Genomic DNA, 13,509 nt, shown 5'->3' with positions numbered 1-13,509 from the left:
GGAGTCCCGGTGACGCAGAGTGGACAGGGCGAGGAGCCCTCGGCGCGCCCCGCGCGCGAAGGCATCGTGCTGCCCTCCGACGGTGGCGAGCCCCTGCTGCCGGGCATGCCGGGAACATCCGGCGGCGTCCGGCCCGGCGGGCCCGCGCCCGCCCCGCCGCCCACCACCACTCCGGCCGGCGGCCAGGCCTGGGGCACTCCCTGGGGCCCCGACCGGCAGCAGACCGCGCCGCCCGACCAGGGCTGGACACCGCCGCCCGCCCAGCCCTGGGATTCCCCCGCGGGCGCGCCCCAGCAGCCCGCCTCCTGGGGCACGCAGGGCCACGCCTCCGGCCCGCAGCCACTGCCGCAGGAGGACACGCCGTCCGCGTACGGCGCGGCCCCCCAGGCCCACCAGAACGCCGGGTACGACGGGGGCAACGGGGGCACGTACGGGCACCCCGGCGCGGCCCGGACGCCGCCCGCAGAAAGCGGCAGCACGTACGGCCACAACGGCGCCGCCCCGATGCCGCCTGCCGGTCAGGACGGCCCGGGGCATGGCCTGCCGTCGGCCGAGGGCGGTTCGTACGGGCACCGTGGCGCCGCTCCGATGCCGCCCGCCGGTCAGAGCGGGCCAGGCCATCCGCTGCCGCCCGCAGACAGCGGCACGTACGGCCACAACGGCGCCGCCCCGATGCCGCCCGCCGGTCAGGGCGGTCCGGGAGCCGGGGCCGGGGCGCACGGGCGTGACCATGCAGGCGGTCCGCTGCCGTCCGCCGCCGAGGACGGCGCGACGCAGTACCTGCCGCCCGTACCGGGCGCGTCCATGCCCGGTGCTCCCGCGCCCGGTGGGCACGCCGACCAGGCGACGCAGTACCTGCCGCCGGTCGCCGCGTCCGGTCCCGACGAGGGGGCGACGCAGTACATACCCCCGGTGGGGCCCGGCGCCCTGCCGCCCGAGATGCCGGCCGGCGCGCGCGCCGAGTCGCCGGCCGAGTCCACGCGGTACCTGGGCCGCGCCCCGCGGGGCGCGACGCCGCAGCCCGGCGGAGCGCACGCCGGCCGTCCCGGCGGGCCCCTGCCGCCCGCCTCGGGGCCCGACGCCGAGGCCACCCGCTTCATGCCCCCCGTCGGCGACCCGGGGTACGGCGAGCGGCAGCCGCCCGCCGAGTTCGACAACCTCTTCCGCAGTGAGCCGGGTGACCACGGCCCGGCCGGGGCCACCCAGCAGATGCCCCGCTTCCCGCAGCCCGGCCCCCCGCACGCCGCCGCGCAGACCGCGTACGGCCCGCATGGCCCGGGCGGCGGCGGACGGCACGGCGCCGCCCACGACGGTGAGGGCGGCCGGGGCAGCCGCGGCGGCCGGGGCGGTTCGCGTCTGCCGCTGATCGCGGCGATCGGTGTCGCCCTCGCGGTCGTCGGCATCGGCGCGGGCGCGATGCTCGCCGGTGGCGGCGGCGACGAGGAGACCGGCACGAACCAGCCGGTGTCCGCCACGGCCCCGCCGGCCGAGGAGTCGCCCTCGCCGTCCGCCGACCCGGCCGAGGCGCAGGCCGTCGAGCTGGACAAGCTGCTGGCCGTCAGCGGCGACAGCCGGACCTCGGTGATCAACGCCGTGACGGACGTCAAGTCCTGCCGCAACCTCGACGCGGCGGCCAGGGACCTGCGGGAAGCGGCCAGGCAGCGCAACGACCTGGTCACCCGGCTGTCCGGGCTGACCGTGGACAAGCTGCCCGACCACGCCGCGCTGACGTCCGCGCTGACCAAGGCGTGGCAGGCGTCCGCGTCGGCCGACAACCACTACGCGGCCTGGGCCGACCAGGTCGCCGCCAAGAAGGGCAAGTGCAAGAAGGGGCAGGCCTTCACCACCGGCCGGACGGCGGCGGGCCACCGGGCGAGCGGCACGGCCACCCAGGAGAAGGCCAAGGCTGCCGAGCTGTGGAACGCGATCGCCGAGGACTACGGGCTGACCCAGCGCAGGCCCACCCAGCTGTGACGGCCGGCCGGACCGGGACGCGGTACGGCGTCACAGGTCCGCGTCGCGCAGCGTCCCCAGCACGTCCACGAAGCCCTGGCGCGCCGCCACCAGCCGGCCCTCCCGCACGACCTGGAGGGTGACGTGGGTGTTGACCAGGCGCGGGAAGCCCACGGAGGCGAGCTGGTCCTGGAACGTCCACCGGAGCGTCGGCGTGAGCCCGCCCGTGCCGACCTCGAGGCCGTCGTCGAGGACGTCCCGCACCGCGTCCGCGGTCACCTCGCCGTCGCCGAGCGCCTCGACGGCCCTGCGGAGCACGGTGTAGGCGATCCACGCGGTCTGCACCCCGGCGTCCGCCGGGTCGATGCGGTTGTCGCCGAAGGCCTTCTCCTGGATGACCTTCTTCATCGGGTCCCAGCGCGCGTCGCTCGCCACCGGGTACCAGCCGGTGATGTACGAGCCCTCGTACGGGCCGGACGCCCCGCCGGTGGCGTTGATCGCGGTCTGGTCGACGCTGCCGAGGACGGTCGCGGTGCGCACCTCGGGGTAGCGGTCGCGGGCTCGGCGGAAGGAGTCCATGAAGGTGTTGGTGCGGTCGCCGAGCGCGGGCACCACGCAGCCCTGCTTCGCCGGGTCGGCGGTGGCCCGCCGCAGCGCCAGCTCGGACTGGCCGTCGTACTCGGTGCCGTCCTCCTCGGCCAGCTGGTCGCTCGCGGCCGGGTGGCCGCCCGCCTGGAGGCCGGAGTCGAGCAGCTCGGGCAGCTGGTCGCCGGCGATCGTGTCGGGCCGCACCAGGGTGACGGGCCCGCAGACGCGCGCGAGGGCGTTGCCGAGCCCGGCCAGCAGCGTGGGCTGGCCGCCGTTGACCGGGTAGGACAGCGGGCTGGTGAACTCGTTGGTGGTGATGCCGTAGCCGCCGATGTACGGGATGCCGGCGCCTTCCAGGGGAGGCAGGAAGGAGTCGGAGTGCTGGCTGTAGGAGCCGACGACCGCGACGACGTTCTCCTTGGCGGCGCGGCGGGCGCACTTCGCGGCGGCCACGCCGTCGTTGTGGTCGTTGCAGACCAGCACGCGCAGCTCGCGGCCGTTGATGCCGCCGTGCGCGTTGACCCAGCGGGCATAGGCCTGGCCGAAGGCGGGCATGCCGGGTTTGTTCGTCGCGCCGGTGTCCATCGGCGCCCAGGTCATGACGGTGATCGGGTCGTCCCCGGAACCCCCCGTGGTACCGGGGACGACCCCGCAGCCGGCGGTGAGCGTCGTGCACGCCGCCAGGGCGACCGTGGTGAGCGCGGTCGATGTGACGCGCCGGGTGAGGAGGCGGGAGAGGAAAGTGCTGCGGGGGTGGCGCCTACCGGTCATGTACCCGCACGATTCCCTCACACGGCCAACCGGGGAGTGACCGCCGGTCAACATGTGGTGACGGCGGGGTGAAATGCGGGGGCCCGCGAGGCGCCGGGGACCCGGAACGTACGATCGGTGACCGTGCAAGGTTCGGAGAACTCTTCCCGTCGTGGCCGTCGCTCCCCCACCATGGGCGGCATGCCACTGAACGACATGCCGTGGTGGCGCTGGCGCAGCAATGTGCGCTCCGCGCTGCACATGCTCTCCGACCCCGTGTTCCAGCGGGACGTCTGGCTGGCCGGTGTGGACGGCTACGGCGACGTCACCGACGCCGTCTACCGCCTGGTCGAGGACACCTGGCTGGACCACTGGTCGGCCGAGAAGTACGTGGGCACGATCTTCCGCGACTCGCAGGAGGCCGCCCTCGTCGACACCGCCGTCCTGCGGGTGCTGCGGATCATGCACCAGGTCGGCCCGGACGCCCCCGTGCAGACGTACCTGGCGAACGAGGCCTGGCCGGAGGCGGTGCGGGCGGCCCGGGAGGCGCACGTGCGGCTGGCCACGAGCGACGGCGAGGACCCGGACACGCCGCCGCGCAGCCTGGAGGTGCTGCGCATCCTGACCCGGTCCGCGTAGCGGGACGCCGCCCCGGCGCGGGCCCCGGATATGGGACCCTGTCCGGCATGAACGCGCAGTCCACCCGAGCCGAGGCCCCGGCCGACCAGTACGTCCTGACGCTGTCCTGCCCCGACAAGCAGGGCATCGTGCACGCCGTGTCGAGCTACCTGTTCATGACCGGCTGCAACATCGAGGACAGCCAGCAGTTCGGCGACCACGACACGGGACTGTTCTTCATGCGGGTGCACTTCTCGGCCGAGGCGCCGGTGACCGTGGACAAGCTGCGGGCCAGCTTCGCCGCCATCGGCGACTCGTTCCAGATGGACTGGCAGATCCACCGGGCCGACGAGCGCATGCGCGTCGTCCTCATGGTCAGCAGGTTCGGGCACTGCCTGAACGACCTGCTGTTCCGCGCCCGCATCGGCGCGCTGCCGGTGGACATCGCCGCCGTGGTGTCCAACCACACCGACTTCGCCGAGCTGGTGAAGTCGTACGACATCCCCTTCCACCACATTCCGGTGACGAAGGACACCAAGCCGCAGGCCGAGGCGCGGCTGCTGGAGATCGTGCGCGAGGAGAACGTCGAACTGGTCGTGCTCGCCCGGTACATGCAGGTGCTGTCGGACGACCTGTGCAAGCAGCTGAGCGGGCGGATCATCAACATCCACCACTCGTTCCTGCCGAGCTTCAAGGGAGCCAAGCCCTACCACCAGGCGCACGCCCGGGGCGTGAAGCTGATCGGGGCGACCGCGCACTACGTGACCGCCGACCTGGACGAGGGGCCGATCATCGAGCAGGAGGTCGAGCGGGTGGGGCACGGCGTCACCCCGGACCAGCTGGTCGCGATCGGCCGGGACGTGGAGTGCCAGGCGCTGGCGCGGGCCGTGAAGTGGCACGCGGAGCGCCGGATCCTGCTGAACGGCCGGCGGACGGTCGTCTTCGCGTAGCGCGTCCGGCGCGCTCGGGTCCGTTCGGTCACAGGCGGCTCAGCGACGCCGCCGCGAACAGCACGTCTCTGATGGCCTGTCTGTCGCCGACCTGGCCCGCCGCCGCCTCCTCCGGTGACACGTGGCCCGCGGCCAGCCGGCAGAACTCCACGCCGTCCAGCGCGATGTGCGCCACCTCGTGCTCGGCGGAGCCCACCGCCGCGGGGGAGTCCAGCGGGATGAGCCACTCGCCGCCGCCGCAGCCCTCGATCTCCAGCCGCAGGCTGCGGCCCGGCTCGCCCGCCGCGACCAGGTGCCGGTGCCCGCCGGACGCGGCCGGACCGCCCCGGCGGTGGCCCGTCAGCGCCTGCGGCAGCAGCCGCGCCGCCAGGTCGATCATCCGGTTCAGATGCCGCGCCGAGGGCGGCGCGTACGGGTAGTCCACCGCGTCCGCGATGTCCTCCGCGTGCACCCAGCACTCGAAGGCCCGGTCCAGCATCGCGTCGTGCAGCGGCAGCCGGAAGTCGCCGTACGACACCGGCATCCCCGCCTTCCCGCCCGTGAACGCCACCGTCCGCACCAGGTCGTGGCTCTGTTCGCGCCACCGTGCCCGCACCTCGCGGGTCGGCGGGAGGTGCAGCGCCCGCCAGTACGCCTCCGTGCGCGCCGCCGGGGTCCCGGCCTCGGCCGTGATCCCGCCGAGCGGGTCGTCCAGGCCGAGCGCCACCGCGACCAGCCCGTCGACCGTCATCAGGTGGGCGATGACCCCGGCGACCGTCGTGCGCCGGTTCGTCTGCCCCTCGCCCGCGAACCAGCGCAGCCGCACGGGCGCGTGCCACTCGGCGTTGCCGAAGTCCTGCAGCAGCGCGTCCAGCCGGGCCGTCTCCGCGTCGTACGCCGTCGCCCACTCCGGCACCGGAATGCGCGGCGGGCGCCGCTCCAGGCAGGCCTCCAGCACGCGGGTGCGCAGCGCCGGTTTCAGATCGAGGCTCTCGGGCCGCTGGAGCAGGCCGACGGCGTCGCGCAGCCGTACGGCCTCCTCGGCGCAGGCGCCGCACTCGCCGAGGTGCTCCTCGACGCCGGCCGCCTCCTCGGCCGAGCAGGCGGCCAGCGCCCACGCGCCCAGCAGCGACTTGAGCACCCGGTGGTCCAGCCCGAGCGGCGCGGGGCGGGCCGGACGGCCTGGTTCCTCCGGCGCGGGGCGGGTTTCGCCTGGTTCCTCCAGAGCGGGCAGCGGGCCTCCGCCGTCCTCGACAGAGGCCCGCGGCAGCAGTATCACGGGCCGCCCGGCGTCACTCCCGCCGCCGCCCCGGGGTCCACCCAGCCGGCCCCGGTCACCGAAGTCGCCGGTCGGGCCGGGCCCGCAGCGGCCGTCGACGTCGTAGGAGCCGCCGGTCGGGCCGGGTCCGCAGGCGCCGGGCTGCCGCGCGGCACGGCCCTCGTCACCGTCGCACCCCGGGTGTCCCCCGTGGCCCCCGCGCTCGTCGCCCGTCTCGAACCGGTCCGCTCCGCTCACGCCGCACCCCCGTATCCGGGCGGTGCGCCCGGGGCCCCGGCGTCGCGAGCGGTGGACAGCAGTTGCAGGCCGAGGCGGAGCCTGCGGCGCGCCTCGTCCTCGGTGACGCCGAGGTCGGCGGCGGTCTGGCGGTAGTCGCGGCGCTGGAAGTACGCCAGCTCCAGGGCGGCGCGCAGCGGCACCGGCATGGACTGCACGATGTAGTCGGCGCGGGCCGCGACCGAGGCCTGGCGCACCTTGCGCTCGAGGTCCTCCGCGCTGCCCGTGCCACCGCTGCGGGCGAGGGCCGCGGTCTCGGTGTCGCGCAGCCGCTGCACGGCGAGGCGGTGGGCGAGGTCCGCGACCCAGGTGCGCAGCGGGCCCTGCCTCGGGTCGTAGGCGTCGGGGTGCTCCCAGACGTGGGTGAAGACCTCGCGGGTGATGCCGTCGGCGGCGCGCTCGTCGCCGAGCACCCGGTGGGCGAGGCCGTGCACGAGGGAGGCGAACCGGTCGTACAGCTCACCGAGGGCGGCCGCCTCCCCGCGCGCGAGACGCTGCTGCATCCTGCGGTCCCAGCGCGGCGGCGCTTCCTTCTTCGCCATGCGGCCCTCCTCCCGGCTCGGCTCCGGTGCGCGGTTCTCGGTGTGCCGGCGTGCGCCCGCCGTCTCCTCGAATGTAGTCGGCACGCCTGACAACGCACCCCCTTTGCGTCAATGTGGGCTCTAGGGAGATCCGCAGGTGATATGGGGTCCCGGGGCATCGGTGACGGGTGGAGTCCGGAACACTTCCCGGCCTCCGCCGGCTCAGACCCGATCGAACAGGATCGAAAGCGACCTGAACAAGCCGATTTTGATCAATTCCCGTTTGTGGCACCGCGTTTCGGGGAACGGCCGCTGGGCAGCCGCGCTGCAAGGAAGCGTAAGAGTGGCTTCCGTTTGGTCCGGCGAATGAAGGGCTTGGTGGTGGCGTTCAAAGTGACCGGTGCCGAGCACGGCGAGTGGGCCGTGCTGCGGGTGTCGGGCGAGCTGGACCTGGTGACGTCGCCGGTGCTGCGCCAGGGCATCCACGACGTGGTGGCCGACGGCCGGCACCGTCTCGTCCTCGACCTCTCCGAGGTCTGGTTCTGCGATTCCAGCGGTGTCGGCGTCCTCATCGCCGCCCGCCGCCTCATACGTTCCTGCCGGGGCAGCCTGCGGCTGGTCCTGCCGGCCCGCGGCGCCGCCGACGGCTCGCACGTCAACCGGGTCATGGGCGCGCTCGGCGTCCGCCGGCTGTTCGACGTGTATCCCGACGCCGAGGCGGCACTCGCCACGGAGGCCGGGCCACTGTCGGCCTAGCCGCACCCAGACCCCTGTTCGGCGGGCGCACCGCACCATCGTTGTACCGGAATTTTCCCGGTCTTGGTACAAGCGTCGATTTCACGCTACCGCGCGGTCCGCGCCGTCGTACGCTCCGAGCCAGACGCCCACCCACCCGACGTAAGGCGGCCAGAGAGACATGGTCAGCAGCGAGTACGAGCGCAAGATCGCCGCCCGGTTCGCCACCTTCGACCAGGACGGCAACGGCTACATCGACCGTGCGGACTTCAACGCGGCGGCCAAGGCGCTGCTCGCCGAGTTCGCCGTCGCGGCGCGCTCCGACAGAGGCCAGGCGCTGTACATCGGCGCCGAGGCGTTCTGGCAGGGCATGGCCGGGATCGCCGACCGGGACGGCGACCAGCGCATCACCCGCGAGGAATTCGTGACCGGCGCGGTCAAGCGGCTGCGTGACAATCCCGACCGGTTCGCCGAGATCGCCCGCCCGTTCCTGCACGCCGCCCTCGACGTCGCGGACACCGACGGCGACGGCCGCGCGACCGTCGAGGCCACCGCGCGCGTGCTCGGCTGCCTCGGGGCCGACGAGGACGTCGCCGCCCGGGCCGCCGCCGCCCTCGACACGGACGCCGACGGCAAGATCGGCGAGACGGAGATCATGTCGGCCTTCGCCCGCTACTTCACCGTCCCCGAATAGCGCGCCGCCCGCCGCAAGCTCCGTACCGGCGGCGGGCGTTGCGGCCGTACGCCGCGACGCTGAGTGATCATCCCGGCACGCCCCGGCGCGCACCGGTCCGGCTGTCACAACGGCACGGGCTGGGACGTTGCCGCAACGCGCCCGTGGATGTCGCGGATTGTGGCGGCGGGGAGCCGCGGCGCGGGTGCGGAGCGGTCACGCAGCGTTGATACCGGGTTGTGTCCGGGCCGTGACTCGTCACGGCCCGGAGTCGGCTGCCCGCTCCGGTACCTTGTGGTGGATGCGAGTGGTCCTGGGCGTGCACCCGGCCGGAGTCGCCTGCGAGGCGGCCCCGGACTCGGCGGTGCGCGCCGCTGTTCACAGGCCGGGAGGGCCCGGCGGCATGGCGCGTTCGAGTCGTGGCGGCGGGCGTCGCACAGTATGCCGCACGGGTACTCCTTCGCGCTGGAATATGCCCGAAGCGCTTGTTGGCGTGACTGAACGTCAACCATGCTGTCCCCCAGGGGATTCACGTTCCGTGACCCCTGCCCCGGCCGTTGTTCTGGCCATGCAGAAAATGGCTACGATCGTGGCCCTCGTGAGGCGCGAGCCTCAGTGTCCGCCGGTTCGGATGGTGTGAGCGGTGCAGGTGCTTCAAGTGCAGCTGGAGATCCGGCCCGACCCCGCCGAGGTGGCGCGAGCCCGCAAGTGGGCCCGCTCACGCCTCGCCGGATCGGGGATACAGGCCGATGAGCCGATCGCCGAGACCCTCATCCTGCTCGTGTCCGAACTGGTCACCAACGCCGTGGTGCACACCGGCTGTCCGGCGGTGCTGCGGCTGTCCCTGCCGGGCGCCGCGGCCGACGGCGCCACCGTCCGCCTGGAGGTCGCCGACCGCAGCGACCGCGCCCCGGTGCCCCGCTGCCCGGACAGCGGCGCGACCGGCGGCCGGGGCCTCGCCCTCGTCGACGGGCTCGCCGACCGGTGGGGCTGGAACGCCGAGGGGGCCGGCAAGAGCATCTGGTGCGAACTCGACCGCTGCGAACGGCCCCCCACCGCGGCGACCTGCTCCGGAACGGTCGTGACGTACGTCGGCGGCGCCGCGGCGTACGAAGGGCTCGCCTACGAGGCGGTGTAGGGAGCAGGAGCGCACGCCGGACGTGAGGCGTGTGCGGGGCGCCAGGTGGTGCGCCGGGGTCGTGCTTCCGTGCGCGCCCGCCGCAAAAGGTACGTAAGTGACCGATTCCCGGGCGGGAGTTGACGCCCCGTGACCGTCTGATCACGCTTGTGGCAGCGACTTGCCGTGAGGGGACGGCGAGGGCCCTGACGACGGAGTCCTCGGCGAGCGCGGGTCGTGACGCGGTGTCGGTTTCCTCGGGGCCACGGGAGACCGGGCGGGGGCGCCGGAGTCGGGCGGCGGCGGGGGCGGAGCCGTACGCGGGGCGAGCGCCACGCCGCCGGCCGAGCCGTGAGGCGCGGGCGCGGCCCACCGGGAATCCCTGTCCACAGCCTGTGGACAACTTTTCGGAAAGAGCGCCCCGCCTACGCCCCGCTGCCCACCCGGAACGTCCTGCGGTACGCGGTCGGCGTGACCCCCACCGCCGCCTGCAGGTGCTGCCGCATCGACTGGGCCGTGCCGAAGCCCGCCTCGCGGGCCACCTGGTCCACCGACAGATCGGTGGACTCCAGCAACTGCCGGGCCCGCTCCACCCGCTGCTGCGCGAGCCACTGCCCGGGGCTCACCCCGGTCTCCTCGCGGAACCGGCGCGTGAAGGTGCGGACCGACATGCTTTCCTGGGCGGCCATGTCCCGCAGCCGGATCGGCTCGTGCAGCCGTCCCAGCGCCCAGACCCGTGCCCCCGTCGTCGTCGCCTGCTGCGGATCGGGCACCGGCCGCTCGATGTACTGCGCCTGCCCGCCGTCCCGGTGCGGCGGCACGACCGTACGGCGGGCGATCTCGTTGGCGACCGCCGCGCCGTGGTCGCGGCGCACCATGTGCAGGCACAGGTCGATGCCGGCGGCGACCCCGGCCGAGGTCAGGACGTCGCCGTCGTCGACGAACAGCACGTCCGGGTCGACCTTGACGCGGGGGAAGAGCCGCTGGAGGCGCTCGGCGTCCGCCCAGTGCGTGGTCGCCGGGCGGCCGTCCAGCAGGCCCGCCGCGGCCAGGACGTACACGCCGGTGCAGATGGAGGCGAGGCGGGTGCCGGGCCGGACGCGGGCCAGCGCGGCGGCCAGGTCGCCGGGCAGCACCCCCTCGTCGTACACCGGGCCCAGCTCGTACGACGCCGGGACGATCACCGTGTCGGCGGTGGCCAGCGCCTCGGGGCCGTGCGGCGCGTGGATCGAGAAGTCGGCGTCCGTCTCGACCGGCCCCGGCGGCCGGATCGAGCAGGTGACGACCTCGTACAGGCGGCGCCGGAGGGCGTCCCGGGGGCGGCCGAAGATGCGGTGCGGGATGCCCAGTTCGAAGGGGAGCAGCCCGTCGAGGGCGAGGACCGCGACGCGGTGCGGCCGGAAGGGCCGCTCGGGTGTGCTGTCCGGAGCCATGGCCCGATCCTAGCGAATGCTGTCCTTCGGGCCACTCGTTCGCGGCGGCCGGGGACCGGAAAGCTTTATGTCGTGACCCAGACAACCGCCGCCGCCTCCGCCGCCGAGAACGCCCCGCCGCGCGGGCGCCCCCGTATCCACCGCGCCTGGTTCGTCGCCGCCGTCGCCTTCGTGACGATCATCGGCGCCGCCGCCTTCCGCTCCGTGCCGGGACTGCTGATCGGCCCGCTGCACCGCGAGTTCGACTGGTCGCGCGGCACGATCGGCGCGGCGGTCTCCGTCAACCTCGCCCTCTACGGCCTGACCGCGCCGTTCGCCGCGGCGCTGATGGACCGCTTCGGCATCCGGCGGGTGGTCGCCGCCGCCCTCACCATGATCGCCCTCGGCTCGGGCCTGACCGTGTGGATGACCGCGGCCTGGCAGCTGATGCTGTGCTGGGGCCTGCTGGTCGGCCTCGGCTCCGGCTCGATGGCGCCGGCCTTCGCGGCCACCGTCACCAACCGCTGGTTCACCGAGCGGCGCGGCCTGGTCACCGGCATCCTCACCGCCGCCTCCGCCTCCGGGCAGCTGATCTTCCTCCCCCTGCTGTCCTGGATCGTCGACCGGCACGACTGGCGCCCGGCCGCCGTCACCGTCGCGCTCGCCGCCCTCGCGGTCGTGCCGTTCGTCTGGCTCCTGATGCGCGACCACCCGGCCGACGCGGGCCTCAGGCCGTACGGCGCGAAGGAGTTCGTGCCGAAGCCCGCGCCCGTGCCCGGCGCCGCCCGCCGCGCCGTGACCGTGCTGCTGTCCGCCGTGCGCACCGGCCCGTTCTGGTTGCTCGCCGGCACGTTCGCGATCTGCGGAGCGTCGACCAACGGCCTGATCCAGACCCACTTCGTGCCCGCCGCCCACGACCACGGCATGCCCATCACGGCCGCCGCCTCCCTGCTCGCCGTGATCGGCGTGTTCGACGTGGTGGGCACCGTCGCCTCCGGCTGGCTCACCGACCGCTTCGAACCGCGCCGCCTGCTCGCCGTCTACTACGCCCTGCGCGGCGTCTCCCTGCTGTTCCTGCCGATGCTGCTGGCGCCGAGCGTCCACCCGCCGATGGTCTTCTTCATCGTCTTCTACGGCCTCGACTGGGTCGCCACCGTCCCGCCCACCCTGGCGCTGTGCCGAGAGCAGTACGGCGACGACAGCGCGATCGTGTTCGGCTGGGTCCTCGCCTCCCACCAGGTCGGCGCCGCCCTCGTCGCCTTCCTCGGCGGCGCCGCCCGCGACACCTTCGGCTCCTACGACGTCGTCTGGTACGCGTCCGGCGCCCTGTGCGCGGCGGCGGCCCTGATGGCGCTGGTGATCCGGCGCCGCCCGGCATCCGCGCCCGCGGCCCTCGCCCGAGGAGCCGGGCGGATCACCCCGGCAGCCGGGCCACGCAGCCGCTGACGTCCTTGGCGACGGCACCCGCGATGCGCCCCGCGTCCCGGGCCAGCTCGCGGAGCATCCCGCTGATGGGGTTGGTGAAGCCGGTGAAGTACAGGCCGGGCGCACCGTCCGGGCAGCGGGCGCCCCGGACGACGGGCCGGCCGCGCCCGTCGAGCACACCCAGATGGCCCACCAGGCCCTCCAGGCCGCGGACGTAGCCGGTCGCCGCTATCACCGCGTCCGGCGCGACCCGGCTGCCGTCCGCCAGCACCACCTCGCCGCCCTCGAAGCGCTCGACGGCGGCCACGACCCGCACTGTCCCGCGGCGCACCGCGTCGACGAAGCCGACGTCCTGGACCGGGATGGCGCCCTCGCGGACCCGGGAGTACAGGCCGGTGTCCGGGCGGGGCAGCCCCCGCGCCGACAGGTCGGGCACGCTCAGCCGGGCCAGCGGCCGGGCCAGCCGGTCCACGAGCGCCACCGGCAGCCGGCGGCACAGCACGCCCGTGTACTGCGCCGCCCAGCCCGCCGTCGAGCGGCGCACGATGTGCGGCACGGTACGGACCGCCACCCGCACCCGCGCGGCCCCGCCCTCCGCGAGGTCCACGGCTATCTCGGTGCCGGTGTTGCCGGCCCCGACGACCAGCACGTCCCGCCCGGCGTACGGCCCGGCGTTGCGGTACTCGCGCGCGTGCAGGAACTCGCCGGTGTACGTGTCCCGGCCCGGCCAGGCCGGAACGCGCGGCGTGTGGTTGTGCCCGGTGGCCATCACGACCGCCGCGCCGGTCAGCTCCCGGCCGCCGGTGGCGTGCAGCAGCCAGCCGGTGCCGTCGGGGGTGCGCTCGACGCGGGACACCTCGACGCCGGTGACGATCTCCAGGCAGTGGTGCTCGGCGTACTCCTCCAGGTAGCGCACCAGGTCGTCCCGGGACACCCAGCGCCCGGACCGGCGCGGGATGGGCAGCCCGGGCAGACCCGACAGCCGGCGGGTGGTGTGCAGGCGCAGCCGGTCGTAGTGACCCCGCCAGGACGCCCCGACGCGGTCCGACTTCTCCAGGACGACGGCGCGGATGCCCCGGGCGCGCAGCGCGTACGCGACGGACAACCCGCCGGGGCCGCCGCCGACGACGTAGACGGGGCGCGCGGGGTTCGGAGACGGTGTGGAGTCGGCCATGGGCGGGAGTATCCACCACGGGGCGGAACGTTTGTACGAGGGGCCGGGGTTGCGGGTGC

The 13,509-nt window shown here is 74.7% G+C and carries 12 protein-coding genes; 7 read left to right on the top strand and 5 right to left on the bottom strand.

The features are described from left to right. Positions 1–9 precede the first annotated feature (9 nt). A complete protein-coding gene (locus AB0M97_RS09225; RefSeq protein WP_365960108.1) occupies positions 10–1,974 on the top strand; it encodes a hypothetical protein in 1,965 nt (654 codons plus the stop codon). A 30-nt stretch (positions 1,975–2,004) separates the two neighbouring features. On the opposite strand, the gene AB0M97_RS09220 is transcribed toward AB0M97_RS09225, so the two are convergent. Beyond that, positions 2,005–3,312 (bottom strand): ABC transporter substrate-binding protein, encoded by a 1,308-nt coding sequence (locus AB0M97_RS09220; protein ID WP_365960107.1) that lies wholly within the window; start codon positions 3,310–3,312, stop codon positions 2,005–2,007. Between the two features lie 117 nt (positions 3,313–3,429). Here AB0M97_RS09220 and AB0M97_RS09215 point away from each other — a divergent pair, with 117 nt between their 5' ends. Continuing rightward, positions 3,430–3,930, top strand: a complete 501-nt coding sequence (locus AB0M97_RS09215) for a hypothetical protein (protein ID WP_365960106.1) — start codon at positions 3,430–3,432, stop codon at positions 3,928–3,930. Positions 3,931–3,977: 47 nt separating this feature from the next. Continuing rightward, positions 3,978–4,859: a formyltetrahydrofolate deformylase gene (gene purU / locus AB0M97_RS09210; RefSeq protein ID WP_365960105.1), complete on the top strand. Its 882-nt coding sequence runs from the start codon at positions 3,978–3,980 to the stop codon at positions 4,857–4,859. Between the two features lie 28 nt (positions 4,860–4,887). On the opposite strand, the gene AB0M97_RS09205 is transcribed toward purU, so the two are convergent. Both AB0M97_RS09205 and AB0M97_RS09200 read right to left on the bottom strand, forming a co-directional pair. Then, positions 4,888–6,162 carry a maleylpyruvate isomerase N-terminal domain-containing protein gene (locus tag AB0M97_RS09205; protein WP_365960151.1) on the bottom strand — a complete coding sequence of 425 codons (1,275 nt, stop codon included), beginning with the start codon at positions 6,160–6,162 and terminating at the stop codon, positions 4,888–4,890. Between the two features lie 188 nt (positions 6,163–6,350). Then, positions 6,351–6,935, bottom strand: coding sequence for a sigma-70 family RNA polymerase sigma factor (locus AB0M97_RS09200; RefSeq protein WP_365960104.1), 585 nt, complete (start codon positions 6,933–6,935; stop codon positions 6,351–6,353). A gap of 354 nt (positions 6,936–7,289) precedes the next feature. Here AB0M97_RS09200 and AB0M97_RS09195 point away from each other — a divergent pair, with 354 nt between their 5' ends. The 3 genes from AB0M97_RS09195 to AB0M97_RS09185 all read left to right on the top strand — a co-directional run bounded on the left by AB0M97_RS09195 (position 7,290) and on the right by AB0M97_RS09185 (position 9,460). After that, positions 7,290–7,670: an STAS domain-containing protein gene (locus AB0M97_RS09195; RefSeq protein WP_365960150.1), complete on the top strand. Its 381-nt coding sequence runs from the start codon at positions 7,290–7,292 to the stop codon at positions 7,668–7,670. A 160-nt stretch (positions 7,671–7,830) separates the two neighbouring features. Continuing rightward, complete coding sequence (locus AB0M97_RS09190) at positions 7,831–8,343, top strand: EF-hand domain-containing protein (protein ID WP_365960103.1); 513 nt, start codon at positions 7,831–7,833, stop codon at positions 8,341–8,343. A gap of 637 nt (positions 8,344–8,980) precedes the next feature. Next, entirely contained in the window at positions 8,981–9,460 is a 480-nt protein-coding gene (locus tag AB0M97_RS09185) for an ATP-binding protein (RefSeq protein ID WP_365960149.1), read from the top strand. Between the two features lie 404 nt (positions 9,461–9,864). On the opposite strand, the gene AB0M97_RS09180 is transcribed toward AB0M97_RS09185, so the two are convergent. Continuing rightward, a complete protein-coding gene (locus tag AB0M97_RS09180) occupies positions 9,865–10,872 on the bottom strand; it encodes a helix-turn-helix domain-containing protein (RefSeq protein ID WP_365960102.1) in 1,008 nt (335 codons plus the stop codon). Positions 10,873–10,944: 72 nt separating this feature from the next. Between AB0M97_RS09180 and AB0M97_RS09175 the strand changes: the two genes are divergently transcribed. Beyond that, positions 10,945–12,297: an MFS transporter gene (locus AB0M97_RS09175; protein ID WP_365960101.1), complete on the top strand. Its 1,353-nt coding sequence runs from the start codon at positions 10,945–10,947 to the stop codon at positions 12,295–12,297. Here AB0M97_RS09175 and AB0M97_RS09170 read toward each other — a convergent pair. Beyond that, on the bottom strand, positions 12,266–13,450 hold the full coding sequence (locus tag AB0M97_RS09170) for an NAD(P)/FAD-dependent oxidoreductase (protein ID WP_365960100.1): 1,185 nt from the start codon (positions 13,448–13,450) through the stop codon (positions 12,266–12,268). The two genes, AB0M97_RS09175 and AB0M97_RS09170, sit on opposite strands and share 32 nt — an antisense overlap. Positions 13,451–13,509: the final 59 nt, after the last annotated feature.

Source organism: Streptomyces sp. NPDC051207 (genome assembly GCF_040682395.1).
Taxonomy (GTDB): Bacteria; Actinomycetota; Actinomycetes; order Streptomycetales; family Streptomycetaceae; genus Streptomyces.
This window is presented reverse-complemented; position numbering and strand designations above follow the sequence as displayed.

Coding starts and splice junctions, on each gene's coding strand:
- AB0M97_RS09220 (WP_365960107.1), bottom strand. CDS start 3,312: ATGACCGGTAGGCGCCACCCCCGCAGCACTTTCCTCTCCCGCCTCCTC.
- purU (WP_365960105.1), top strand. CDS start 3,978: ATGAACGCGCAGTCCACCCGAGCCGAGGCCCCGGCCGACCAGTACGTC.
- AB0M97_RS09200 (WP_365960104.1), bottom strand. CDS start 6,935: ATGGCGAAGAAGGAAGCGCCGCCGCGCTGGGACCGCAGGATGCAGCAG.
- AB0M97_RS09190 (WP_365960103.1), top strand. CDS start 7,831: ATGGTCAGCAGCGAGTACGAGCGCAAGATCGCCGCCCGGTTCGCCACC.
- AB0M97_RS09180 (WP_365960102.1), bottom strand. CDS start 10,872: ATGGCTCCGGACAGCACACCCGAGCGGCCCTTCCGGCCGCACCGCGTC.
- AB0M97_RS09170 (WP_365960100.1), bottom strand. CDS start 13,450: ATGGCCGACTCCACACCGTCTCCGAACCCCGCGCGCCCCGTCTACGTC.